Raw genomic sequence first — 23743 nt, 5'->3', positions numbered from 1 at the left:
CAGCGCCGGTCCCGCCTCGCCGCAACGCCTTGCGGTGTATCCGAGGGCGGAACGGGACAATTGTGCGGGTGATTCGCGCGCCGTTGAGAAAGTTGCGGGGGGATTTTTGGTGTTTTTTGCGGTTTTTCTTTTAAGCTATTGATTTAGCTTGGAAGTATTTTCATCTTTGATGTTTTGGGGTGCCGCTTACCCCCCTCTGCCCTGCCGGGCATCTCCCCCTCAAGTGGGGAGATCGGCTGGGGGCTCGCTTGCCGGTCATCTTGAGCGTTGCGCTGCTGCACTGGGTACGACGTGTATTGCAGACCAACCGTCTAACGGCTGCCATTGGAGCCATGATCGTGCCTCTTACCGATCTCCCCCCTTGAGGGGGAGATGTCCGGCAGGACAGAGGGGGGTGAGCGGCTGGCTCTGTCATCAATCGAAAAAGCAATTCCAGCATCTTAGTCGAGCGCTAAGTGTTGGAATTGCAAGCCGCCGCCCCACCCGCCAAACTCAAACCATCGGCACGTCAAACACCTCACTGGGGCGCATCGGGCGGAAGCGGTCTTCTGGGACGCCGTGTTCGCTCAGTGCAGCCTTTAGCGCGATGACGGGTGCGTCGATGGCTTCGTCGGTGAGTTGCACCGTGCCCCAGTGGTGGCCGCAGGCATAGGCTGCGCCGCAAATCTTCATGCCTTCGACGGCTTCCGACGGGTTCTGGTGCTGGCCTTTCATGAACCAGCGGGGCTCGTATGCGCCGAAGGGCAGGTTGGCTAGGCGGAAGCTGCCGTGTTTTTTGCGGGCTGCGTGGTAGTTGAGGCCGCTGTGGAAGCCGGTATCGCCGATGTGGTAGATCTTGCCGCCTGGCGTTTCGATGACGAAGGCGGCCCACAGCGCCATGCGGCGATCGTTGAGGCCGCGGGCCGACCAGTGATGGCAGGGCTCGAAATGGATTTTCACATCGGGCGCGACCGTTAGCACATCGCCCCAGTCACCCACGGAAATATTGGCCGCTTCGACACGGGTGCGAATGACGGCGTCGTTACCCAGTGGCGTGACGAAATGCGGTTTGTGGTGGATGTGGAGCTGGTGCAGCGTTTCCGTATCCAGATGGTCATAGTGATTGTGCGTGACCAGCACGAGATCGATGGGCGGCAAGTCCTTGAATGGGATGCCGGGCGGGTTGACGCGCTTGGGACCGGCGAAGCTGAAGGGGCTGGTGCGCTCCGACCAGACGGGATCGACCAGAATATTCAAGCCTGCCGTCTGGATGAGAAAAGAGGCGTGGCCGACGAAGGTGACGCGCAGGTCGGTACCGTTCACACGCTCGTCCGGTTTCACGAAGGGAAAGGGGCTGGGATAGGCGTCTGGCCAGGTCGCCTTGTCGCCATCGAACCGCCACTTCATCAGGTCGAGGAAGCCATTGGGTGCTTCGCCGCCGGGATTGAAGAAGCGCGTACCATCGAAATGATCCGACATCGGGCCTTTATAATAGGCGCTGGCGCTGGACTGGCGCGCATAAAGACCACCGCCCGCCAGGAGGGCGCCGAGAAACGAGAGTTTGAAGAGGCTGCGTCTTTTCATGACGAATCTATAGGAGTGCGCCGCAGCCTCTTCAAGCGGGCAGATGCAGGGTCGAGGTGTTTTCACGAAGACGTCAGCCGTTGCGCTCTCGTGAAAAATGGCGTGTTGCCTTGACTCTCTCGCGCATTTGCTGTTAACCCGCGCCCATCAGCTGGCAGTTTCATGACCGCAGCCGCCGACCGGGACCCGCAAGGTATAGATGATCCCGGAGGCAAACATCCGACAGCGCGATGCGCCCTCGGGTGCTTTTTGGCTATGTCCTTTATCGGGCGTCTTGTTTTTGACAGCAAAAGAACCGACGTTTCGGTGACTCCGAAACGAAGAAGGATGACGCGATGTTTGAGAACCTCCAGGACCGGCTTGGCTCCATTTTGAATGGACTGACGGGCCGTGGCGCGCTTTCGGAAGCCGATGTGACGGCAGCCCTGCGTGAGGTTCGCCGTGCGCTGCTGGAAGCGGACGTGGCGCTGGAAGTCGTGCGGTCCTTTACCGACAAGGTCCGTGAAAAGGCCGTTGGCGCTTCGGTTCTCAAAGCCATCAAGCCTGGCCAGATGGTCGTCAAGATCGTCCATGACGAGCTGGTCGAGATGCTGGGCTCCGAAGGCGTGGCGATCGATCTGCACGCCGCTGCCCCCGTCGTGATCATGATGGTGGGTCTGCAGGGTTCCGGTAAGACGACGACGACAGGCAAGATTGCCAAGCGCCTGACCGACCGCGACAAGAAGAAGGTGCTGATGGCATCTCTCGACACGCGTCGTCCGGCAGCCCAGGAGCAGCTGCGCCAGCTGGGCGTGCAGACCGGCGTCGATACGCTGCCGATCATCGCTGGACAATCGCCGACCGATATCGCTTCGCGCGCCGTACAGGCTGCCAAACTTGGCGGCCATGATGTCGTGATCCTCGATACTGCCGGTCGTACCCACATCGACGAGCCGTTGATGATGGAAATGGCGGAGATCAAGAAAAACGCCAAGCCGCACGAAATCCTGCTGGTCGCTGATAGCTTGACCGGTCAGGACGCCGTCAATCTGGCGCGTAACTTCGATGAGCGCGTCGGCATTACCGGCCTCGTGCTGACCCGTATGGACGGTGATGGCCGTGGCGGTGCCGCCCTTTCGATGCGTGCGGTGACCGGCAAGCCGATCAAGCTGATCGGTACCGGTGAGCGCATGGGCGAGCTGGACGAGTTCCACCCGCGCCGCATCGCCGACCGAATTCTGGGCATGGGCGACATCGTTTCGCTGGTCGAAAAGGCTGCTGAAAACATCGATGCGGAAAAAGCCGCGGCGATGGCCAAGAAGATGCAGTCGGGCAAGTTCGATCTGAACGATCTGGCCGACCAGCTGGGCCAGATGAAGAAAATGGGCGGCATGGGCGGCATCATGGGTCTGATGCCCGGCATGTCCGGCATGAAGGACAAGATGGCCGCATCCGGTTTGAACGACAAGATGTTCGACCGTCAGATCGCCATCATCTCCTCCATGACCAAGGCCGAGCGCGCCAATCCTGACATGCTCAAGCACAGCCGCAAGAAGCGCATCGCTGCCGGTTCTGGCACGGATGCCGCCGAAATCAACAAGCTGCTGAAGATGCATCGCGGCATGGCCGACATGATGAAAGCCATGGGCGGCAAAGGCAAGGGCGGCATCATGAAGCAGATGATGGGCGGCCTTGCGGGCAAGATGGGTCTGGGTGGTGGAATGGGCGGCATGCCTGATTTGGCCAATATGGACCCCAAGCAGCTGGAAGCGCTTCAAAAGCAGGCCGAAGCTGCCGGTCTCGGCAAGCCCGGCGCGATGCCTCCGGGTCTTGGTGGCATGGGCGGAATGCCCGGTCTTCCGGGTCTCGGTGGACCCAAGCTTCCGGGGCTGGGCGGTCTTCCCGGCCTGCCCGGTTTTGGCAAGAAGAAGTGAGACTGTGATGACCGACGCAGACGTAAAAGCTCAACTTTCGCAATACCGCCAGTCCATCGACAATATCGATGCGGCGCTGGTGCATATGCTGGCAGAACGGTTCCAACGCACCAAGGCGGTTGGCGTTTTGAAAGCAACCCACGAATTGCCGCCGGCAGACCCGGCGCGCGAGGAATACCAGATCGAACGCCTGCGCCGCCTGGCAAAGGACGCCGATCTGGACCCGGATTTCGCCGAGAAGTTCTTGAACTTCATCATCAAGGAAGTCATCCGGCATCATGAAGCAATTGCCGCTGAACACAACGGCACCGACAAGACCGCCTGACCGGCGGGCAAGCCATTATAAGGAGAAACAACATGGCACTGAAAATTCGTCTCGCACGCGGTGGTTCCAAGAAGCGCCCGTACTACCAGATCGTCGTTGCTGACGCCCGTTCGCCACGCGACGGCCGTTTCCTCGAGAAGGTCGGTTCCTGGAACCCAATGCTTGCCAAGGACAACGCTGATCGCATCCAGATCAATGCTGACCTCGTCAAGGAATGGATTGCCAAGGGCGCGCAGCCAACGGACCGCGTTCTGCGCTTCCTCGCAGAAGCTGGCATTGCAACACGCGACGCCCGCAGCAACCCTGAAAAGGCAAAGCCAGGCAAGAAGGCAGTCGAGCGCATTGCCGAGAAGAAGCAGAAGGCTGACGACGCCGCTGCTGCTGCCGCAGAAGCATCTGCTGCCGAATAAGTCCGGTTGGCACGATTTGAACGGGTGGTGCGGATTTCCGCGCCACCCGTTTGTGTTTATTTTGACGGCAACATGCCGTACATAGATTTTCAAAGACGAACACCGAAACGGACGACCGATGGCAAAGCTGGAAAACCCCATTCTCATGGCCAAGATTGGCGCGGCGCAGGGCTTGCGCGGCGAAGTGCGGGTCAGCTCGTTTACGGATGATCCGACGGCGCTGGGCGATTACGGCAACCTGATTGCTGGCGATGGCCGGGTGTTCGAAATCCTCGAGATACGCGAAGCCAAAACGGTCGTCATCGTGCGCTTTCGCGGCGTTAATGACCGCAATGCGGCGGAAGCTCTGAACGGGCTGGAACTGTTCATCGAGCGCGACAATCTGCCCGACGACGATCTGGACGAAGACGAATTCTACTATACCGATCTGGAAGGGCTGGAGGCCGTCGATGCCGAGGGCAAAAGCTACGGCTCGGTCGCCGCTGTCCATGATTTCGGCGCGGGCGATCTGCTGGAGCTGAAAGGCGCTGGTCGTCGTCCGACACTCATTCCGTTTTCCGAGGCTGCGGTTCTGGAAATCGACCTCGAAGGCGGAAAAATCCTGATCGATCCGCTGGCTGCCGGGCTGATCGACAATCCCGACGACGGCAAGGATGACCCGGATCATCCGATCTTCGGCAAGAAAAAATAACATGACATTCAAGGCAACCGTGCTGACGCTCTACCCGGACATGTTTCCGGGGCATCTCGGCCATTCGCTGGCAGGCAAGGCGCTGGAGCGCGGGCAGTGGCAGATAGAGCCGGTGCAAATCCGCGACTTTGCCACCGACAAGCATCGCAGCGTGGATGACACGCCAGCGGGCGGTGGTGCTGGCATGGTGCTGAAGCCTGACGTGCTGGCAGCGGCCATCGATGCCTGCTCGCAGGACGATACGCGTCCACGCCTGCTGATGAGCCCGCGTGGGAAGCCGTTGACGCAGGAGCGCGTTCGCGAGCTGGCGCAAGGCGATGGCGTTATCATCATCTGCGGTCGCTTCGAGGGCGTCGATCAACGGGTGATCGATGCGCGCGAGCTCGAAGAGGTCTGCATCGGCGACTATATTCTCTCCGGTGGCGAACCGGCGGCGCTGACGCTCTTGGATGCTGTGGTGCGCATTCTGCCGGGCGTGATGGGGAATGATCTCTCCGGCGTGCATGAGAGCTTCGAGGGTGGGTTGCTGGAGCATCCGCATTATACCCGCCCGCAAGTGTGGGAAGAGCGCGATATTCCAGCCGTTCTGACGTCGGGCAACCACAAGGCCATCGAAAAATGGCGCCACGAGCAGGCGCTGGCCCTGACCAAAGAGCGCCGCCCCGACCTTTTGGGAAAAGCGTCTCAGGTCGAGACGAAGTAGTAGACCGATAGCAACAGGCCGACCGAAATGACCAAAGCGCGGATGATCCATTGCGGCACGCGGCGCGCGATATAGACGCCGCTATAACCGCCAACGGCCGACGCCGGGATCATGATCAGTGCTGCGGGCCAGGCGACCACGCCACCGCCTACGAAGACCACGATGGCCACGGCTGCGATGACGACCGCGAGCAGGTTTTTCAGCGCGTTGAGGTGATGGTAGGTGCCGCCAGCCGTCAGGCCCAGCACGGCCAGCATCATGATGCCCATGCCAGCACCGAAGAACCCACCATAGATCGAGGTGAAGAACTGGCCGATCAGGCTTGCGGCGTTTCCGGGAGAGCGCTGCGTGTTGGTTCGGGGCCGCAGCCATGGGCCCGCCGCAAACAGCAGCGTGGCGGCGAGCAGAAGCCAGGGCACGAGCTGGCGAAAGGCGGGATTGTCCAGCGACAGAAGCAGGAGCGCACCGGCGGTCGATCCGGCGATGGAAAGGATGGCGAGAAAGACCGCACCTTTCCAATGGGCGCGAATTTCCGGCCAATAGGCGATGACGGAGGTGACATAGCCGGGGAACTGCACGATGGAAGAGGTGGCATTGGCCGAAATCGGTGCGATGCCGGCAATCGTCATGGCCCCGAAGGTCAGAAACGTGCCGCCGCCTGCGATGGCGTTGACTGCGCCGGACAGAAAACCGCTAGCCAGCAGCAGCAGAATGATGAAGATAGACATGGGCCCTCCCGGCGCGTCTTGCGGCGCTTTTATCCTCCATATCCGTTGGTTGGCGTGCCGACAATCAGGCCGCGACCGACAAAATAATGTCACAAGAGGGATGACAAATGCGTCGTCTTGCTGTAATGGCCCGCGTGGAACTGGGGTTTACCCCTTTAACCGCAAGCAAAGAATGGTGAACCCGCTCCTGCCGCAAGGCATAGTCCCGAGACAAAGGTTTCAAGGGATGACAGTTGAGCGCTCTGGCTGTTTCAGAAGAACTCAGAGGTTAATATGACCAACATTATCGAACAGCTGGAAGCCGAACAGGCTGCCAAGATCGAAGCGAAGCGCAAGCTTCCAGAATTTTCCCCAGGTGACACCGTTCGCGTCAACGTACGCGTAACGGAAGGTACACGTACCCGTGTACAGGCTTACGAAGGCGTCGTGATCGCCCGTTCCGGCGGCGGCATCAACGAGAGCTTCACCGTTCGCAAGATTTCCTACGGCGAAGGCGTCGAGCGCGTATTCCCGGTTTACTCTCCGCTGGTCGAAGGCGTTGAAATCGTTCGCCGCGGCAAGGTCCGTCGCGCCAAGCTCTACTACCTGCGTGACCGTCGCGGCAAGTCTGCCCGTATCGTCGAAGACACCGGCGTTCGCGCTCGCAAGCTCAACGACGGCGAGCGTCAGGCCGCTGCCGAAGAAAAGGCACGCATCGAAGCTGAAAAGGTTGCAGCAGCACAGGCTCTTGCCGCTGAAAAGGCCGCAGCAGAAGCTGCTGAAGCCAAGGCAGCCGAAGAAGCCGCAGCAGCGAAGGCCGCTGAAGAGGCTGCAAAGCCTGCCGAAGGCGCAGCTGAATAAGCTTTTCCGTTTTTCGGGAATTTGGATAAAGGCGGTCTTCGGGCCGCCTTTTTTCGTTTTGGTGCGTGATGTGTGTTTGGTGGCGGTGGGTGTGGCTTACCCCCCTCTGCCCTGCCGGGCATCTCCCCCACAAGGAGGGAGATCGGCTGGGAGCGCCGACATCGTTTCTTTTTCGACATGTGAGATGGCCGAAAGGTTGCCACGATTCGATCTCCCCACCTGTGGGGGAGATGCCGGCAGGCAGAGGGGGGTAAGCCCCACCCACCACCATCCAATGCGCTCTTGCCCTCACACTTCAAACCAAGTCATTTATCTCGTGATACCAGACTGCAGGTGAAGGTAGCAGAGGAATTGATGCGAAACTGAAAGCTAGGGTTGAAGTCTTACTTCGCCTGCGTCAGGAAAATCTTGACGGCGAAGAGGGAGAAGACACCGGCGATGGTGTAATCCAGCCCGCGCAGGACCTTGCGATTGCGCTGGAGCCAGCCGGAGAGACCATCTGCCGCAACGACGATGCCGATGCCGATGGGCAGGGCGACGATGATGGACCAGAGGCCGAGGAAGATCAGTTTGCCGGTGACGTGCGGGTCCGAGGCGCTGACGAATTGCGGCAGGAAGGTCATGAAGAAAATGATGACTTTCGGGTTCAGCAGATTGACCCAGATGCCGTTCAGCAAAGCGGACGTCAAAGATGCCTGTGGCTTCTGATCCTTCGGACGCTCCATGACGAAATTCGAGCCCTTGCGGATGGCTTGAATGGCCAGCCAGACGAGATAGGCGGCGCCGCCTGTTTTGAGCACCAGAAAGGCTGTGGGGGACGCGACGATTAGGGCTGCCACGCCGAAGGCCACGAGCATGGTGTGGACGGTGATGCCCAGATTGGTGCCTACCAGCGTCATGAAACCGGCGGTGCGACCTTCGCGCAGGGATCGACTGATCCAGAGGGTCATATCCGGGCCGGGCGTGACCGCCAGAAGCAGAATGGCAATGGTGAAGGCAATCAGGGTCGGCAGGCTCGGTATGAATTCCACGGCGGCACCACACTTGCAAGGGGTTGATGCCTGTTCATAACGCCGTTTCGAGAAGCTGCCAACTGCCCGCAAGAAGAATGCCGCGCCCGCAGGCGCGGCAGGCAAGTCAGCTGTTCAGAAACGATTTGAAATCATCGCTGTAATCTTCGTGCCAGCGCGACAAAGGCGGGCGGTTTTGCACGAGATCGTTGGCGGCCCAGAGGATGCGTTTCTCATCCGTCTTGCGGTTCACCTCGCCGTCAGGGCAAAGAATGTAGAAATCGCCATTTCCGATTCCGTCGATCATAAAATCGACCGTCTGTTCCGGCGTCCATGCACCCGATGGTTTTTCCGTCCGGCCATTGGCGGTCAGGCCGGTAAAGACGAAGCCGGGGATGAGAAGATGGGCCGAAATATTACCGTTCGGCGCGTTTCTCAGCTCATATTCCAAGGCTTCGGTAAAGGCCTTCACGCCTGCCTTGGACACGTTGTAGGCCGGGTCGCCCGGCGGTGTGGTGATGCCCTGCTTGGAGCCGGTGTTGATGATGAGACCCGCCTCTCCATGGGCCAGCATGCCGGAACCGAAGACGCGGCTTCCATTGACGACGCCCATCAGATTGACGCCGAAAACCTTGTCCCAGTTCGCCTGTGGTCCGAAGATGGCGCTGCCCGGCTGTACGCCCGCATTGTTCATCAGCACATGGACGCGCCCGAAGCGCTGGATGACGGCGCGTTCCAGCGCTTCCAGCTCATCGAGTTTGGAAACATCGGTTGGAATGGAAACGATCTGCTCGTGGCCATTTTCCGCAAGGGCGGCAATTTCGCTTTGGGCAGCGGCGAGCTTTTCACCGTCGAGGTCAACAAGCACGACACTCATGCCGAAACCGGCAAATTTGCGGGCGGCTGCAAGGCCGATACCGGAGGCGGCACCGGTGACGACGGCGACATTGTCTGGTGCGAATGCGTTGTGAAGGATCGTCATTGGTTTCTCCTTTTCGCTACCGCTTCAAATCTCCGGCAGCGATGTCCCATGGAACCATGCGCTCTACTGACGCGCTGTACAGTCTAGTCTTTTCGGCCCTTCAAGTCACATGAAGATGAAAGCGTTCCATCCACGTGCCGTTTTGCATTTTTGTTGCACGCGCCGATAAACTTGCTAAAAGTGCCGAAATCCCAAGGAAATGGCGATATCCTGATGTCGCCGATACGCAAATGGATTTCACCGATGACCCTTCCCAAAGACGTTAAGAAAGTCGTTCTCGCCTATTCCGGCGGGCTTGATACCTCCATTATTCTGAAATGGTTGCAGACCGAGCTCAACGCGGACGTCGTGACCTTCACCGCCGATCTCGGCCAGGGCGAAGAGCTGGAGCCTGCGCGCAAGAAGGCCGAGATGCTGGGCATCAAGGAAATCTTCGTGGAAGATGTGCGCGAAGAATTCGTGCGCGATTTCGTCTTCCCGATGTTCCGCGCCAATGCCGTCTATGAAGGCGTCTATCTGCTGGGCACCTCGATTGCCCGCCCGCTGATTTCCAAGCATCTGATCGACATCGCCAAAAAGACCGGTGCCGACGCCATCGCCCATGGCGCGACCGGCAAGGGCAACGACCAGGTTCGTTTCGAGCTTTCGGCCTATGCGCTGAACCCCGACATCAAGATCATCGCGCCATGGCGCGACTGGACGTTCAAGAGCCGGACCGATCTGTTGAATTTCGCCGAACAGCACCAGATCCCTGTTGCCAAGGACAAGAAGGGCGAAGCGCCGTTCTCCGTCGATGCCAACCTGCTGCACTCGTCTTCCGAGGGCAAGGTTCTGGAAGATCCGGCAGTCGAGGCTCCGGAATACGTGCATATGCGCACCATCTCCCCGGAAGCTGCACCCGACAAGGCAACCATCATCAAGGTCGGTTTCCGCAACGGTGATGCCTGCTCCATCAACGGCGTCGAAATGTCGCCTGCAACGCTTCTGGCCGCGCTCAACGATTACGGTCGCGACAACGGCATCGGTCGTCTCGATCTGGTCGAAAACCGTTATGTCGGCATGAAGTCTCGCGGCGTGTACGAAACGCCCGGTGGCACCATTCTGCTGGCGGCCCACCGAGCCATCGAGAGCATCACGCTCGACCGGGGTGCGGCCCACCTCAAGGACGAGATCATGCCGCGCTACGCCGAGCTGATCTATTACGGCTTCTGGTTCTCGCCAGAGCGCGAAATGCTGCAGGCGCTGATCGACAAGAGCCAGGAGCATGTGGAAGGCGAAGTGACGCTGAAGCTCTACAAGGGCAACGTCATGGTCACGGGTCGCGAATCGGCCAAGTCGCTCTATTCCGACAAGCTGGTGACCTTCGAGGACGACCAGGGCGCCTATGACCAGAAGGATGCAGCGGGCTTCATCAAGCTCAATGCGCTGCGTCTGCGCACACTCGCCAAGCGCAACCTCGGCAAGTAAGCATCGTCCGATCTCTTCGAAGCCCCGGTGACCCACCGGGGCTTTTTTACGTCTGCCTGCGCGACAGGAAAAGAAAGCCGATATAACTGGCAACGCCGGTAAACTCCATCAGCGGAATGATGGTGCCGAAGGCGGTGAGCGGCGAGCCCAGCAGCGAGGCAGCGACGCCTGCGCAAAACCCTGCGCTCATCTGGATAAAGCCCATCATGGCCGAGGCAGAACCGGCAATATGCGGGAACGGCGCCATGCCCGCCGTGATGATATAGGGCGTGATCAGCGCAAGACCGAAGGTCGCCACCGCCACCGGCCCCATGATGGACAGGAAAGACGGCGCGATGAGATGCACCGACAGAAAGATCAACCCGCCTCCGCTTGCCGACAGGCAGATACCGATAAAGGCCGAGCGCCGGTCACCAATCCTTGCGGCCATAAAGCGCAAAGCGAGCGAGCCCAGAAAATACGCACCCGACTGCATCAGCATGCCCATGCCAAAGGCCGTGGGTGACAGGCCGACCTCGTTGATAAGAATGAAGGGCAGCATGGTCGATTGCGCATAAAGCGCGCCGACCGTGCCGCCCAGCACGAGCGCCGACAGCACGAAGCGCGGCGAAGCCAGAAGCTCGCCATAGGCCTGCAACAGCCGCGATGGACGAAGACGGGCGGGGTCCGGCACCGTCGTTTCCCGAAGACAAAGGACGATGGCGGTGATGGAGATCAGGCCGAAGCCGAGCATCAGCACGAAGACCGACTGCCAGCCGAAGGCCAGCAGCGACAATCCCCCAATGGTCGGCCCTGCCGCAGGACCGACGGCCAGCATGATGCCGATGAGATTGAGGATGCCGGTGGCCTGCGCACCACTGAACTGATCCCGCACCACAGCACGTGCGACCGTGACGCCGACAGATGCGCCAATGCCCTGAATGAGCCGGGCGATTAGCAGCGTTTCGACATTGGGTGCAAAGGTGGCGAGCGCACCGCCGACGAGATAAACAAGCAGAAACAAGATCGTCGCCTTGCGACGGCCAAAGGCATCCGACATGGCACCTGATACAAGCTGCGACACGGCAAAACCGCCGAAATACAGGGTGAGGCTGAGCTTGATAGCGGATTCGCTGGTGGCAAAAGCCCGCACCAACTCCGGCATGGCAGGCGTATAGATTGCCATCGATACCGGCCCCAGCGCGGTGAGCATGGCGCCGAGGATCGCGGTGCGCCGGACGGTCATTGCTGACGATGCCATGCTCATGAGGCGCTTTGCTTGGTCTTGTCGCTGACCGCCAATTGCAGGTTTTTCTGCACGATCGTCAGCAACCCGTGAAATCGGGAGAGATCGTCAGGGCTGAAGCCTTCCGTTGCCTGCCCGATCAGGCTTTCGACTTCGATACGCACGGCGATCAGCAGATCCTCGGATGTCGGCGTCAGATAGATGCATTTGGAGCGGCGATCGTCCGGGTTGGGTCGCCGTTCGACCAGAGAGAGCTGCTCGAGCTTGTCGAGATAGGTGCAGACGGTCATCGGCTCCAGCCCGATACGGGTGGCGATATCGGCCTGTTTGCTGCCATCGATGGCCGCAACCGTCAAAAGTGCCCTCGCCTCCCCTGGTGTCAGCCCAAGGCCCGCATCGGCGATGCGGCGCTCGAAGGCGCTGTTGAGAAACCGGGCGCTGCTGTTGAGCAGGAAGGCCAGCGATTCTGTTTGGGGTGACGTTTTCATGGCGCGCCTGTTTTGTAAGGCCCTCTTATAAAAAACTTCGTCTCCCCCTGGCAAGGCGCATCGCTGCTGACCGAGGCATCCCACGGGAATAGTTTTGCAAGTCATAGGCCGGATCGGCACGCAGATATTGAAAGACACCATCAGCCGTGCCCATATGGCAAACAAATCGCATCTGCATGAGGACTTGACCATGACATCCACCGCCGCGCTCTATCCCGCTTTGACCGAATGGAACGGCACCCATGGATTGCCCCGGTTCGATGCTATCAGGGACGAGGATTTCGCCGGTGCCTTCGATGCCGCACTGGCCGCCCACAATGCCGAGATCGATGACATAGCGGGTGACGCGGCGCAGCCGAGCTTTGCCAATACGATCGTTGCGCTGGAAATCGCAGGCGATGCCTTGTCGCGCGTCTCGGCTCTGTTCTGGAACAAGGCGGGCGCTCACACCAACCCAGCCATTCAGGCGCTGGAGCGTGAGATCGCGCCGAAAATGTCGCGGCATTATTCGAAGATCAGCATGAACGAGGCGCTGTTTGCGCGAGTCGATACGCTGTGGGAACAGCGCGAAACGCTCGGCCTGACCGGCGAAGAGTTGCGCGTGCTGGAACGCCACTGGAAGGGCTTCGTGCGCTCCGGCGCCAAGCTGCCAAAGCAAGCGCAGGAGCGGTTGGCTGAAATCAACGAGGAACTGGCCGGTCTCGGCGCGAAATTCGGCCAGAACGTTCTGGCCGACGAGAAAAACTGGAAGCTTTTGCTCTCCAGCGACGGGGACCTTGCGGGTGTGCCGGACTTCCTGCGCGATGCCATGGCCGGTGCTGCGCGCGAACATGGCGAAGAGGGCAAATTCGCCGTCACCCTGTCCCGCTCGATCATCGAGCCGTTCCTGACCTTTTCCGAGCGGCGCGATCTGCGTGAGCAGGCGTTCAAGGCATGGGTCGCACGCGGTGAAAACGGTGGCGAGAGCGACAATCGCGACACCGTCAAACGCACACTGGAACTGCGCGACGAAAAGGCAAAGCTGCTCGGCTACGACAATTTCGCCGCCTACAAGCTCGATAACACCATGGCCAAGACGCCTGATGCGGTGAATACGCTGCTGATGCAGGTCTGGGACAAGGCCGTTGCCCGCGCGGGCGAGGAAGAGGCGGAACTGGCCGCGGTGATCGCCGACGAAGGCAAGAACCACGAGGTGATGCCGTGGGACTGGCGCCACTACGCCGAAAAACTGCGGTCCAAAAAATTCAACTTCTCGGAAACGGAGCTCAAGCCCTATCTTCAGCTGGAAAAAATCGTAGAAGCCTGCTTCGACGTTGCGTACAGACTGTTCGGCATCAAAGCCATCGAACTGAAAGACGCAACTGCCTATCACCCTGACGTGCGGACCTTCGAAATTCGCGATGACAAAGGCGACCTCGTTGCCATGTTCCTCGCCGATTTCTTTGCACGGCCTTCCAAACGGTCCGGCGCATGGATGAGTTCGTTTCAGTCGCAGCATAAGCTGCCACTGAAGAACGGCACGACAGGCGAATTGCCAATCATCTACAACGTCTGCAATTTCGCCAAGCCATCCCAGGGCAAACCCGCATTGCTATCGCTGGACGACGCCCGCACGCTGTTCCATGAATTCGGCCACGCGCTGCACGGCATGCTGTCCAACGTGACCTACCCCTCGGTATCCGGCACCGGCGTCTCGCGCGATTTCGTGGAGCTGCCCTCCCAGCTTTACGAACACTGGCTGACAGTGCCGGAAATCCTCGAAAAATACGCCCTTCACTACGAGACGGGCGCACCGATGCCCAAGTCACTGCTGGACAAGGTGCTGGCCGCCCAGACCTTCAATGCCGGTTTCAACACGGTCGAATTCACCTCCTCTGCCCTCGTGGACATGGCATTTCACACGCAAGGCGCAGTCAGCGACCCCATGGCGGTGCAGAGCGAGGTTCTGGGATCGCTCAACATGCCGAAATCCATCGTCATGCGCCACGCAACCCCGCATTTCCAGCACGTGTTCTCCGGCGACGGCTATTCGGCAGGCTACTATTCCTACATGTGGTCGGAAGTTCTGGACGCCGATGCTTTCGACGCCTTCGAGGAAACCGGCAACGCCTTCGACCCCGAAACGGCACGCAAGCTGAAAGACAACATCTATTCGGTTGGCGGTTCCATCGACGCGGAGGAAACCTACAAGGCGTTCCGCGGCAAGATGCCAAGCCCCGATGCGATGATGAAGAAGCGCGGGCTGGTTTAAGTTTAGGGTGCCGCCAGACACCCGAAAACTGTCATAAAACTCTGATACGGCGTTTCTGCAAGGGGCTTATGTCGTAGCCCCCCTTTCGCATTTGTAAAAAAAAGGTTATGAGCCCGCCAGACTAAATTGGCGCATCTTTAGTTATGACGCCCCAACCTCAGAGATATTGAACAATGGCACTTCGCAACATCGCGATTATCGCGCACGTTGACCATGGCAAAACGACGCTCGTTGACGAGCTTCTGAAACAGTCCGGTTCGTTCCGCGAAAACCAGCGCGTTGCAGAGCGCGTGATGGACTCGAACGACCTCGAAAAAGAACGCGGCATCACCATTCTCGCCAAGGCGACGTCGGTCGAGTGGAAGGGTGTTCGCATCAACATCGTCGACACCCCCGGCCACGCCGACTTCGGTGGTGAAGTCGAACGCATTCTGTCGATGGTGGACGGTGCGATCGTTCTGGTTGACTCGTCTGAAGGCCCGATGCCGCAGACCAAGTTCGTCGTCTCCAAGGCTCTCAAGGTTGGCCTCAAGCCTATCGTTGCGATCAACAAGATCGACCGTCCCGATGGCCGCCACGAAGAAGTCATCAACGAAGTGTTCGACCTTTTCGCGAACCTCGATGCGACCGACGAGCAACTCGACTTCCCGATCCTCTACGGTTCCGGTCGTGATGGTTGGATGAACGTCAATCCTGAAGGACCAAAGGACGAAGGTCTTGCACCTTTGCTCGATCTGGTTCTCAAGCACGTTCCAGAGCCAACGGTTGAAGAAGGTCCGTTCCGTCTGATCGGTACGATCCTCGAAGCCAACCCGTTTCTCGGCCGCATCATCACCGGTCGTATCGCATCCGGTTCGATCAAGCCGAACCAGGCCGTCAAGGTTCTCGGCCAGGATGGCAAGATCATCGAAACCGGTCGTATTTCCAAGATCCTCGCGTTCCGCGGTATCGAGCGTACAGCCATCGATGAAGCCCATGCAGGCGACATCGTTGCGATCGCCGGTTTGTCCAAGGGCACCGTTGCCGACACGTTCTGTGATCCATCGGTTACCGAAGCGATGACTGCACAGCCAATCGACCCACCGACGGTGACGATGTCCTTCATCGTCAACGACAGCCCGTTGGCTGGCACCGAAGGTGACAAGGTCACATCGCGCGTTATCCGCGATCGTCTGTACAAGGAAGCCGAAGGCAACGTTGCGCTGAAGATCGAAGAAGCCGAAGGCAAGGACTCGTTCTTCGTATCAGGCCGTGGCGAATTGCAGCTTGCCGTTCTGATCGAAACCATGCGTCGCGAAGGCTTCGAGCTTGCCGTTTCGCGTCCGCGCGTCGTCATGCAGAAGGACGAGAACGGTCAGACCATCGAGCCGATCGAAGAAGTCGTCATCGACGTGGATGAAGAACATTCCGGTATCGTCGTTCAGAAGATGTCCGAACGTAAGGCAGAAATGACCGAACTTCGTCCATCCGGCGGCAACCGCGTTCGTCTGAAGTTCCTCGCACCAACCCGTGGCCTCATCGGCTACCAGTCCGAACTTCTGACCGACACTCGCGGCACGGCGATCATGAACCGTCTGTTCCACTCCTACCAGCCGTTCAAGGGTGCTATCGCTGGTCGCGTCCAGGGCGTTCTGCTGTCGAACGGTTCTGGTGAAGCCGTTGCCTACGCCATGTTCAACCTTGAAGATCGCGGCCCGATGATGATCGAGCCCGGCGAAAAGGTTTATGCTGGCATGATCATCGGCATTCACACACGTGACAACGACCTTGAAGTCAACGTGCTCAAGGGCAAGCAGCTCACTAACATCCGCGCCGCCGGCAAGGATGAAGCCGTGAAGCTGACACCTCCGATCCGCATGACACTTGACCGCGCTCTCTCCTGGATTCAGGACGACGAGCTGATGGAAGTGACGCCAAAGTCCATCCGTCTGCGCAAGATGTTCCTGGACGCCAACGATCGTAAGCGCTTCGACAAGGCAAAGCTTGCTGGCTGATTTTCAGCCTCATCTGTGAATTTGAAAAACCCGGCCATTGCGCCGGGTTTTTTATTTGTCCGCCTGCGTTAACCGTCTGACCGTTTTTAGTTGGGGGCTGAGTCGCATGCGGCTTGCCTCAATGGTAAATATAGCGTTAATTTTTACCCTTCATCCACATGAATAGGCTGTGGGTAAGCTTCGAGCCGTTAACCTTTATGGCTGGTAAGTTTTCTCCGCCGGGGTCAGAATCGCGTTATGAAAACGTTATCCATAGATATTCGCCGAGCAGAGCCGGACGATGCGCGCGCCATTTCGGACACGCACAGATCGTCCTGGCAGCAGGCCTATGCGGGTCTCATTCCCCATAAGCCGCTTCGGCAGATGCTGGACCGACGCAATGAAACGTGGTGGCGCAAGGCCACCCGAGGCTCTGCAACCATGCTGGTGGTGGAAATATCTGGCGTAATCGCCGGCTACGCGACGATGGGTCTCAGCCGTGCACGTGGACTGCCCTATGATGGTGAAATCTACGAGATTTACCTGCTTCCTGAATATCAGGGCATGGGCTTAGGCTCCGTGCTGTTTACCGAGGCACGCCGTCTTCTGAAATCATTGGGATGCAAGGGCACAGTGGTCTGGTGCCTTGAGGACAGTGACGTTGCCAGCCGCTTTTTCCGCTCCCATGGCGGTGAAGACGTGGCGGAAGGCATGGAAGACTTCGCAGGCACGCAACTGCGAAAGCTGGGTTTTGTCTGGCACTGACGTTTCGGTGAGACGCGTACCGGGTTTGCGCGCTTTGGCCTTCAATTGCCCCCGATTTTGCGCTATTGCGATGGAGAGGGCGCGCTTTTGGCGCCGCCGATAGCAGCATGATTTCGGAGTGAGAGATGGATAAGTTCACCAAGCTGACGGGTGTCGCCGCCCCTATGCCGGTCGTCAATATCGACACCGACATGATCATTCCCAAGGATTATCTCAAAACCATCAAGCGCACCGGCCTTGGCACCGGCCTGTTTGCGGAATCGCGCTATCTGGATGACGGCTCTCTGAACCCGGACTTCGTGCTGAACAAACCAGCCTACCAGAACGCACAAATTCTGGTCGCGGGCGATAATTTCGGCTGCGGTTCGTCCCGTGAACATGCACCATGGGCGCTGCTGGACTTCGGCATTCGCTGCATCATCTCCACCAGCTTCGCCGATATTTTCTACAACAACTGTTTCAAGAACGGCGTTCTGCCTGTTATCGTCAGCCCGGAAAATCTGGAAAAGCTGATGGACGATGCCTCGCGCGGGTCCAACGCCGTTTTGAGCATCGATCTGGAGACGCAGGAAATCAGCGGCCCTGACGGTGGCACGATCAGCTTCGAGATCGACGCTTTCAAGCGTCACTGCATGCTGAACGGTCTTGACGATATCGGCCTGACACTGGAACACGCCGGTGCCATCGAAGGGTTCGAAAAAACCAACGCCTCTGCCCGGCCCTGGGCTTGAGATCATACTGTTTTCCGTCATGCCGGACTTGATCCGGCATCCAGCAGAGCCGCGTCTGCGGCGAGAAAGAGTCTTTTGCGATCAAAGACTTGATCGCACTGGATCCCGCATCAGGTGCGGGATGACGGAGTAGGGGGAGCCGTATTCGTCACGGCGCAGACTTCGAAACACAGTTTTAAAGCCTTCCCCTTTCAGCGCCGTACCGAATCGTCCCTAGCCTTCCTTGAAATAGGCCATCTCCAACGCTAAGAAGCCCGCACGCCGTAGCGATTGATGCTGCGGAAAAGGTTTTTGACGCGCCTGCCGCCTAAGCAGCAAAGTTATGCGGTGTGGCCAAGGAGGGTTTTCATGACAGTGCGCACGCTTTTCCTGCTGCCCGGTGACGGCATCGGCCCCGAAGCCATGGCGGAAGTCCGCAAGCTGATCGATTATCTCAATAGCGAGAAGGCCGCTGGCTTCAAGACGGAAGAAGGCCTCGTCGGCGGCAGCGCCTATGACGCGCACGGCGTGGCGATCTCCGATGCGGACATGGAAAAGGCGCTGGCCGCAGACGCCATTCTGTTTGGAGCCGTCGGTGGCCCCAAGTGGGATAGCGTGCCCTACGAGGTGCGGCCCGAATCCGGTCTCTTGCGCCTGCGCAAGGATCTGGAGCTGTTCGCCAATCTGCGCCCGGCGATCTGCTACCCGGCACTGGCTGCCGCATCCTCGCTGAAGCAGGAACTGGTCGAAGGTCTCGATATTCTCATCGTTCGCGAATTGACGGGCGGCGTTTATTTCGGCGAGCCGAAGCAGATCATCGACCTTGGCAACGGCCAGAAGCGTGGCATCGATACGCAGATTTACGACACGTTCGAAATCGAGCGCATCGCCAGCGTCGCCTTCGAACTTGCTCGCACCCGTGGCAATCGCGTCTGCTCCATGGAAAAGCGCAACGTCATGAAGTCGGGCGTGTTGTGGAACCAGGTCGTTACCGAAACCCACGCAGCCAAATACAAGGACGTGCAGCTGGAGCATATGCTGGCCGATGCCGGTGGCATGCAGCTGGTGCGCAAACCCAAGCAGTTCGACGTGATCGTCACCGACAACCTGTTCGGCGATATGCTGTCCGACGTGGCCGCCATGCTGACCGGCTCTCTCGGCATGCTACCATCCGCTTCACTGGGCGCACCGGATGCCAAGACCGGCAAGCGCAAGGCGATGTACGAGCCCGTGCATGGCTCGGCACCTGACATTGCTGGCAAGGGCATCGCAAACCCGATCGCCATGATCGCGTCCTTTGCCATGTGCCTGCGCTACTCGTTCAACATGGTGGATGAAGCCACCAAGCTGGAAACGGCCATCGCCAACGTGCTGGACAAGGGCATCCGCACCGCAGACATCGTCTCGGACGGCAGCCGTCAGGTCAGCACGTCTGAAATGGGCGATGCGGTTCTGGAAGAGTTCAAGGCGCTGTCGGCTTGATCGAAACATTCTGGGCAGGGGGCGTTGCGCCCTGCCCGGCATTGTCTTTCGGCAAGAGATGCTCATATCGCTTGTCGGTCAGCGTTTTCAAAAACGCGACGATCGCATCCACACGCTTGTCATCCAGTGCAGGCGCTGCCGTCAGCTCCGTCATGGCGATATTCTCAGGCACCTCTGGCGCATCCCATGCCTGCCCGGTTTCCGGGTTGATCTGACGGCTGGGCTTCTTGCTTTTGTATTTTACGTAAAACAGCACGACCGTGCGCAAATCCTTGAACACGCCATTGTGCATGTAGGGGCCGGTCACTGCGACGTTGCGCAGGGTCGGCACCTTGAACTTGCCGCGCTGTGCGGGATCGCCCCCAACAGCGGGGTTCTGCGCCAGACCGAGATCGACCGCATCCGGCTTCGATCCATTCGCCGCCCGGGCAGCCTTGTTGGCGGGAACACCAATATTGAAATATTTGTGGTTGGTGAAAAGCCCGTTGGACAGGCCGTTCGGGCCTTTGAGTTCATGGCAGGTGTTGCAGTTGGTAAACTGTGTCGAGGACATCAGCACCCGGCCGAGTTCTTCCTGATCGGTCAGCTTCTCTTCGCCCCGCAGGAAGCGATCATATTTGGAATCGAATGTCGAGAAGGTATCCGTCCGCTCGAAAGCGGCCAGCGCCTTCGTCATGGCGGCGAAAGCGGCGTCATCGGTCTTGAACACATCGCCGCCGAACTGGGTGCCGAAGGCGGCAGCGTAATCCGGGTTTTCCTGCAGCCGCTTGGCGATGGTCGTTTTGTCCGGCATGCCCATTTCGATGGGGTTCAACGGAGGGCCAGCGGCCTGATCTTCCAAGGACGATGCGCGGCCATCCCAGAACTGCCCGCCGACATATTCGCCCAGCGCGTTCTTTCCGAAGGGTGGTGAAAAGCTGGCATAGGCGGCGCTGGGCGTGTTTCGATCACCCAGCGACGTGCCGTCATCTCCCAGCGAGACATCGTGCCCAATCGGGCCGCCAGTATCACGTCCATCGGTAAAGCCCGCCGCCGGCATGTGGCAGGTGGAGCAGGACATGGTGCGGTTCATGGAGAGATTGGGATCATCGAACAGGGCAGCGCCGAGCTTTTCCAGCGTGGCATAATCCTCGCCGCCATGGGCAGGCGTTCCCGTGCCAAGCCCAGCGGGCACGAAGGAAAACGCACATGCAGAGATAACGCAGATGATATGTCTGATCATGGCAGAACGCCGGAATAGATGAACTGGCGTGCTCTATAGCATCTCAAAACGGCGAAGCACAGAAACTTTCTGTGCCCGCTCCACTTTGCCGCAGCAGATGTTTCAGTCGATCTGGAAGTAATTCTCGAAGGATTCCGGGAAATTCTGCCGTGCTACCCGCTCATCGATAACAAGCATGGACTGATACGACAATGGATCGAAATCCTTGTCGGCAGGCAGCACCTCACGACCGAACAGAAGGCTGAGGCGCGCGGCGTCTAGGTTACCGCGCTCGAACGGTTCGTTGCCGAACTGGTGCCACAGGGCATGCAGGAAGGCTGCATCCACCTTGTGTTCCGCCGAATCATTACGCGCACGGCGCGGAATGTGTTTGACGGGCGTGACGCCGCGCGGATTTGCGCGGCGTATGGTGAACTGAATGCCCGTGCTCGGCATGCCGGATGGAAAGCCGCGGTGTTTCGTCATTTCAGGCAGCTTTGCCATGGTGTTTCCTTATGCTTTGCCGATCTTGTCCTGCGTCTTCGTATCGAAGTCTGAGGCGTCGTGGCGTTCGTGTAACTGTTCGGACGGATCGCCATTCATCTTGTTGACCATGCGACCGCGCTTGACCGCAGGACGTTCCGCAATTTCGTTCGCCCAGCGCTGAAGGTTCTTATAGCTCTTCACGTCCAGGAAGACATCCGCTTTCGGATAGGATTGGCCGCGCGCCAGGTTGCCATACCACGGCCACACCGCAATATCCGCAATCGAATATTCCGAACCGGCCAGATAGCGGTTTTCTGCCAGATGGCGGTCCAACACGTCAAGCTGTCGCTTGGCTTCCATGGCAAAACGGTCGATGGCATATTTGATGTGAACGGGCGCATAGGCATAGAAATGGCCGAAACCACCGCCCAGATACGGGCCGGATGCCATCTGCCAGAACAGCCAATTGATAGCCTCTGTGCGACCCTTGTGGTCCGTAGGCAGAAAGGCACCAAACTTTTCTGCGAGATAGAGCAGAATGGAGCCGCTTTCGAACACGCGTGTCGGTTCTGGCGTGGAATGGTCCACCAGTGCCGGAATTTTTGAATTCGGGTTGGCCTTGACGAAATCGGAGCCGAACTGGTCACCCTCACCGATCTTGATCAGCCAGGCGTCGTATTCGGCGCCCGTATGCCCTGCCGCCAGCAGCTCTTCCAGCATGATGCCGACCTTCTGGCCATTGGGCGTCGCCAGCGAGTAAAGCTGAAGCGGATGTTTGCCGACCGGCAATTCCTTGTCGTGGGTCGGGCCAGCAATCGGGCGGTTGATATTGGCGAACTGACCGCCATTGCCCTTTTCCCACTCCCAGACGTCGGCTGGTTCGTAACCGGCAGGAAAGTTATTCTCGGGGGATTTCTCGGTCATGAAAATCTGTCCTTGTTCAACGGATCAAGCGCCAGCGTTCAGCACTCCAAAGCAATATAGGGATCAACAAAGATTTCCTCCACCGCGTCATCGATGAGAAAAATTCAACCTTTGGCGATAGCGTGAAAAAACGTGCCCGTTACCCGCCCACGTCGGCCACCGGATGGGCCAAGCGGTTTGCCCTGCCCGTCGGCAATCTGCGCAAAGGCTTCGTCGTGACCTTGATCGATAACCCGCGCATAATGAAACTCATGGCCACGCAGAACATCGCCAGCGCGCCCGATGGGACTATCAGCTGTAATCGTCGCCTGCCGGTAACCGAGGTTCATCTTGCGCTTGGCAAAGCTTGTGGCATGCGACAACAGCCCCGTCATCGTGTGGGTCACGCCATCCGCATCCTCAAGTGCGGCACCCAGCACCATATAGCCCCCGCATTCGCCATGGACAGGTTTCGTTTCTGCAAAGCGCGCCAGACCCGACCTGAAACTATCAGCAGCGGCAAGCTGGCCCGCAAAAAGCTCGGGGTATCCGCCCGGCAGCCAACAGACATCGCAGGAAGGATCCGGGGCCTCATCGGCCAGCGGAGAAAAGGGCACGATCTCGGCACCGGCTTCGCGCCAGTGACGGGCCAGATGCGGATAGAGGAACGTGAAGGCGGCGTCCTGCGCCAGCGCAATTCGCTGGCCGGGCGGGGCAATCGCTGAAACGGTCGAGCCATGCGGCACGGTGACGGGTTGCGCCAAAGATAGAAGCGCATCGAGATCGATAGCCGCCTCCATGGCGTCTGCCAGGCGGTCGATATGCCCATCGATTTCAGGATGTTCGCTGGCCTGCACAAGCCCCAGATGCCGCTCTGGCAGCACCAGCGACGGATCACGCATGACGCAGCCCGCAACGGGTAGGCCGATCTTTTCGATGGCTTGCGAGCAAAGCGTGCGATGGCGTTCGCTGCCTGCGCGGTTCAGAACCACGGCGGACATTTTGACCGCCGGATCGTAATGGGCAAAGCCATGGGCGACGGCAGCGGCTGTTTGCGACTGGCCGGAGACATCCAGCACCAGAAGCACGGGAATGCCGAACAGGCGCGCCAGATCGGCGGCAGACCCGGTCCTGTTATCCGGCACGACGATACCATCGAACAGGCCCATGGCACTTTCGATCAACACCAGTTCCGCATCCCCTGCCTGCTGGGCAAACAGATGCCGCAGCAAATCGGGCTGCATGGCCCAGCTATCGAGATTGAGCCCCGGCGTTTTTGCCGCGAAGGCATGGAAACCCGGATCGATATAATCCGGCCCGGTCTTGATGCCGCGCACTTTCACGCCCCGCCGCGCAAAGGCGCGCAACAGCCCGATAGTGACACTGGTCTTGCCGGAGCCGGAGCGTGGCGCGCCGATGATGATTGCGCGTGCCGTCATACCCGTCTTCCCTCATTCCTGTGCTCGTCACAGGAATCCAGCCAGCCCAAGTCATTGGGCTGAAAAGATTCTTTCCGCCGCGCAGACGCGCGACGACTGGATTCCTGTGACGAGCACAGGAATGAGGGTGGTGGAGCGTTTCTAGCGGTCTTCAAAATAAGGGCCTAACATTTTGTCGCTGTTCTTTC

22 protein-coding genes are annotated in these 23743 nt (G+C 59.0%); 12 read left to right on the top strand and 10 right to left on the bottom strand.

Annotated features, from left to right (window positions below):
* Positions 1 to 492: 492 nt before the first annotated feature.
* On the bottom strand, positions 493 to 1563 hold the full coding sequence (locus tag QRN55_RS21715) for an MBL fold metallo-hydrolase (protein ID WP_284778272.1): 1071 nt from the start codon (positions 1561 to 1563) through the stop codon (positions 493 to 495).
* A 335-nt stretch (positions 1564 to 1898) separates the two neighbouring features.
* Here QRN55_RS21715 and ffh point away from each other — a divergent pair, with 335 nt between their 5' ends.
* From ffh to trmD, 5 genes are all read left to right on the top strand, one after another.
* A complete protein-coding gene (ffh, locus tag QRN55_RS21710; RefSeq protein ID WP_045230973.1) occupies positions 1899 to 3476 on the top strand; it encodes a signal recognition particle protein in 1578 nt (525 codons plus the stop codon).
* Between the two features lie 7 nt (positions 3477 to 3483).
* Positions 3484 to 3801, top strand: a complete 318-nt coding sequence (locus QRN55_RS21705) for a chorismate mutase (protein ID WP_045230972.1) — start codon at positions 3484 to 3486, stop codon at positions 3799 to 3801.
* A 32-nt stretch (positions 3802 to 3833) separates the two neighbouring features.
* A complete protein-coding gene (rpsP, locus tag QRN55_RS21700) occupies positions 3834 to 4211 on the top strand; it encodes a 30S ribosomal protein S16 (RefSeq protein ID WP_065700637.1) in 378 nt (125 codons plus the stop codon).
* Between the two features lie 118 nt (positions 4212 to 4329).
* Positions 4330 to 4902 carry a ribosome maturation factor RimM gene (rimM, locus tag QRN55_RS21695; protein ID WP_065700636.1) on the top strand — a complete coding sequence of 191 codons (573 nt, stop codon included), beginning with the start codon at positions 4330 to 4332 and terminating at the stop codon, positions 4900 to 4902.
* 1 nt (position 4903) lies between these two features.
* Positions 4904 to 5605, top strand: coding sequence for a tRNA (guanosine(37)-N1)-methyltransferase TrmD (trmD, locus tag QRN55_RS21690; protein WP_284778271.1), 702 nt, complete (start codon positions 4904 to 4906; stop codon positions 5603 to 5605).
* On the opposite strand, the gene QRN55_RS21685 is transcribed toward trmD, so the two are convergent.
* Positions 5587 to 6333: a sulfite exporter TauE/SafE family protein gene (locus QRN55_RS21685; RefSeq protein ID WP_284778270.1), complete on the bottom strand. Its 747-nt coding sequence runs from the start codon at positions 6331 to 6333 to the stop codon at positions 5587 to 5589. The two genes, trmD and QRN55_RS21685, sit on opposite strands and share 19 nt — an antisense overlap.
* Before the next feature lie 273 nt (positions 6334 to 6606).
* Here QRN55_RS21685 and rplS point away from each other — a divergent pair, with 273 nt between their 5' ends.
* Positions 6607 to 7173, top strand: a complete 567-nt coding sequence (gene rplS, locus QRN55_RS21680) for a 50S ribosomal protein L19 (RefSeq protein ID WP_045230967.1) — start codon at positions 6607 to 6609, stop codon at positions 7171 to 7173.
* 383 nt (positions 7174 to 7556) lie between these two features.
* On the opposite strand, the gene QRN55_RS21675 is transcribed toward rplS, so the two are convergent.
* Together QRN55_RS21675 and QRN55_RS21670 are read right to left on the bottom strand one after the other, a co-directional pair.
* A complete protein-coding gene (locus QRN55_RS21675; RefSeq protein ID WP_284778269.1) occupies positions 7557 to 8204 on the bottom strand; it encodes a LysE family translocator in 648 nt (215 codons plus the stop codon).
* A 106-nt stretch (positions 8205 to 8310) separates the two neighbouring features.
* Positions 8311 to 9165 carry an SDR family NAD(P)-dependent oxidoreductase gene (locus QRN55_RS21670; RefSeq protein ID WP_284778268.1) on the bottom strand — a complete coding sequence of 285 codons (855 nt, stop codon included), beginning with the start codon at positions 9163 to 9165 and terminating at the stop codon, positions 8311 to 8313.
* A 243-nt stretch (positions 9166 to 9408) separates the two neighbouring features.
* Here QRN55_RS21670 and QRN55_RS21665 point away from each other — a divergent pair, with 243 nt between their 5' ends.
* Positions 9409 to 10632: an argininosuccinate synthase gene (locus QRN55_RS21665; RefSeq protein ID WP_284778267.1), complete on the top strand. Its 1224-nt coding sequence runs from the start codon at positions 9409 to 9411 to the stop codon at positions 10630 to 10632.
* 46 nt (positions 10633 to 10678) lie between these two features.
* Here QRN55_RS21665 and QRN55_RS21660 read toward each other — a convergent pair whose 3' ends face one another.
* Complete coding sequence (locus QRN55_RS21660) at positions 10679 to 11857, bottom strand: multidrug effflux MFS transporter (protein WP_502871359.1); 1179 nt, start codon at positions 11855 to 11857, stop codon at positions 10679 to 10681.
* 17 nt (positions 11858 to 11874) lie between these two features.
* On the bottom strand, positions 11875 to 12345 hold the full coding sequence (locus tag QRN55_RS21655) for a MarR family winged helix-turn-helix transcriptional regulator (RefSeq protein ID WP_284778266.1): 471 nt from the start codon (positions 12343 to 12345) through the stop codon (positions 11875 to 11877).
* 190 nt (positions 12346 to 12535) lie between these two features.
* On the opposite strand from QRN55_RS21655, the gene QRN55_RS21650 reads away from it, so the two are divergent.
* From QRN55_RS21650 to leuB, 5 genes are all read left to right on the top strand, one after another.
* Positions 12536 to 14596 carry a M3 family metallopeptidase gene (locus tag QRN55_RS21650; protein WP_284778265.1) on the top strand — a complete coding sequence of 687 codons (2061 nt, stop codon included), beginning with the start codon at positions 12536 to 12538 and terminating at the stop codon, positions 14594 to 14596.
* A 173-nt stretch (positions 14597 to 14769) separates the two neighbouring features.
* On the top strand, positions 14770 to 16590 hold the full coding sequence (gene typA / locus QRN55_RS21645) for a translational GTPase TypA (RefSeq protein ID WP_284778264.1): 1821 nt from the start codon (positions 14770 to 14772) through the stop codon (positions 16588 to 16590).
* Between the two features lie 237 nt (positions 16591 to 16827).
* Positions 16828 to 17334, top strand: a complete 507-nt coding sequence (locus tag QRN55_RS21640) for a GNAT family N-acetyltransferase (RefSeq protein WP_112501075.1) — start codon at positions 16828 to 16830, stop codon at positions 17332 to 17334.
* A gap of 125 nt (positions 17335 to 17459) precedes the next feature.
* The gene (gene leuD / locus QRN55_RS21635; RefSeq protein ID WP_112501076.1) at positions 17460 to 18065 is read left to right on the top strand and encodes a 3-isopropylmalate dehydratase small subunit; all 606 of its coding nucleotides are present in this window, start codon (positions 17460 to 17462) and stop codon (positions 18063 to 18065) included.
* 348 nt (positions 18066 to 18413) lie between these two features.
* Entirely contained in the window at positions 18414 to 19526 is a 1113-nt protein-coding gene (gene leuB, locus QRN55_RS21630) for a 3-isopropylmalate dehydrogenase (protein ID WP_045231011.1), read from the top strand.
* Here leuB and QRN55_RS21625 read toward each other — a convergent pair.
* From QRN55_RS21625 to QRN55_RS21610, 4 genes are all read right to left on the bottom strand, one after another.
* The gene (locus tag QRN55_RS21625) at positions 19507 to 20748 is read right to left on the bottom strand and encodes a cytochrome-c peroxidase (RefSeq protein ID WP_284778263.1); all 1242 of its coding nucleotides are present in this window, start codon (positions 20746 to 20748) and stop codon (positions 19507 to 19509) included. The genes leuB and QRN55_RS21625 overlap by 20 nt on opposite strands.
* 102 nt (positions 20749 to 20850) lie before the next feature.
* Positions 20851 to 21231: a hypothetical protein gene (locus tag QRN55_RS21620; RefSeq protein WP_065700668.1), complete on the bottom strand. Its 381-nt coding sequence runs from the start codon at positions 21229 to 21231 to the stop codon at positions 20851 to 20853.
* Positions 21232 to 21240: 9 nt separating this feature from the next.
* The gene (gene yghU, locus QRN55_RS21615) at positions 21241 to 22137 is read right to left on the bottom strand and encodes a glutathione-dependent disulfide-bond oxidoreductase (protein ID WP_284778262.1); all 897 of its coding nucleotides are present in this window, start codon (positions 22135 to 22137) and stop codon (positions 21241 to 21243) included.
* A gap of 104 nt (positions 22138 to 22241) precedes the next feature.
* On the bottom strand, positions 22242 to 23555 hold the full coding sequence (locus tag QRN55_RS21610; protein WP_284778261.1) for a cobyrinic acid a,c-diamide synthase CobB: 1314 nt from the start codon (positions 23553 to 23555) through the stop codon (positions 22242 to 22244).
* Between the last annotated feature and the right edge of the window lie 188 nt (positions 23556 to 23743).

Origin of the sequence: Agrobacterium sp. lyk4-40-TYG-31 (assembly GCF_030209855.1) — a bacterium.
In the GTDB taxonomy this organism is placed as follows: domain Bacteria; phylum Pseudomonadota; class Alphaproteobacteria; order Rhizobiales; family Rhizobiaceae; genus Agrobacterium; species Agrobacterium vaccinii.
The sequence above is the reverse complement of the archived record's forward strand: the minus strand, read 5'-3'. Positions and strand labels throughout refer to the sequence as shown.

Excerpts from the sequence above, each read along its gene's own strand:
- typA (WP_284778264.1), top strand. The coding sequence starts at position 14,770 with ATGGCACTTCGCAACATCGCGATTATCGCGCACGTTGACCATGGCAAA.
- QRN55_RS21625 (WP_284778263.1), bottom strand. The coding sequence starts at position 20,748 with ATGATCAGACATATCATCTGCGTTATCTCTGCATGTGCGTTTTCCTTC.
- QRN55_RS21665 (WP_284778267.1), top strand. The coding sequence starts at position 9,409 with ATGACCCTTCCCAAAGACGTTAAGAAAGTCGTTCTCGCCTATTCCGGC.
- ffh (WP_045230973.1), top strand. The coding sequence starts at position 1,899 with ATGTTTGAGAACCTCCAGGACCGGCTTGGCTCCATTTTGAATGGACTG.
- trmD (WP_284778271.1), top strand. The coding sequence starts at position 4,904 with ATGACATTCAAGGCAACCGTGCTGACGCTCTACCCGGACATGTTTCCG.
- leuD (WP_112501076.1), top strand. The coding sequence starts at position 17,460 with ATGGATAAGTTCACCAAGCTGACGGGTGTCGCCGCCCCTATGCCGGTC.
- rimM (WP_065700636.1), top strand. The coding sequence starts at position 4,330 with ATGGCAAAGCTGGAAAACCCCATTCTCATGGCCAAGATTGGCGCGGCG.
- QRN55_RS21670 (WP_284778268.1), bottom strand. The coding sequence starts at position 9,165 with ATGACGATCCTTCACAACGCATTCGCACCAGACAATGTCGCCGTCGTC.
- QRN55_RS21715 (WP_284778272.1), bottom strand. The coding sequence starts at position 1,563 with ATGAAAAGACGCAGCCTCTTCAAACTCTCGTTTCTCGGCGCCCTCCTG.
- yghU (WP_284778262.1), bottom strand. The coding sequence starts at position 22,137 with ATGACCGAGAAATCCCCCGAGAATAACTTTCCTGCCGGTTACGAACCA.
- leuB (WP_045231011.1), top strand. The coding sequence starts at position 18,414 with ATGACAGTGCGCACGCTTTTCCTGCTGCCCGGTGACGGCATCGGCCCC.
- QRN55_RS21660 (WP_502871359.1), bottom strand. The coding sequence starts at position 11,857 with ATGACCGTCCGGCGCACCGCGATCCTCGGCGCCATGCTCACCGCGCTG.
- QRN55_RS21655 (WP_284778266.1), bottom strand. The coding sequence starts at position 12,345 with ATGAAAACGTCACCCCAAACAGAATCGCTGGCCTTCCTGCTCAACAGC.
- QRN55_RS21705 (WP_045230972.1), top strand. The coding sequence starts at position 3,484 with ATGACCGACGCAGACGTAAAAGCTCAACTTTCGCAATACCGCCAGTCC.
- QRN55_RS21620 (WP_065700668.1), bottom strand. The coding sequence starts at position 21,231 with ATGGCAAAGCTGCCTGAAATGACGAAACACCGCGGCTTTCCATCCGGC.
- QRN55_RS21685 (WP_284778270.1), bottom strand. The coding sequence starts at position 6,333 with ATGTCTATCTTCATCATTCTGCTGCTGCTGGCTAGCGGTTTTCTGTCC.
- QRN55_RS21640 (WP_112501075.1), top strand. The coding sequence starts at position 16,828 with ATGAAAACGTTATCCATAGATATTCGCCGAGCAGAGCCGGACGATGCG.
- rpsP (WP_065700637.1), top strand. The coding sequence starts at position 3,834 with ATGGCACTGAAAATTCGTCTCGCACGCGGTGGTTCCAAGAAGCGCCCG.
- QRN55_RS21610 (WP_284778261.1), bottom strand. The coding sequence starts at position 23,555 with ATGACGGCACGCGCAATCATCATCGGCGCGCCACGCTCCGGCTCCGGC.
- QRN55_RS21650 (WP_284778265.1), top strand. The coding sequence starts at position 12,536 with ATGACATCCACCGCCGCGCTCTATCCCGCTTTGACCGAATGGAACGGC.
- rplS (WP_045230967.1), top strand. The coding sequence starts at position 6,607 with ATGACCAACATTATCGAACAGCTGGAAGCCGAACAGGCTGCCAAGATC.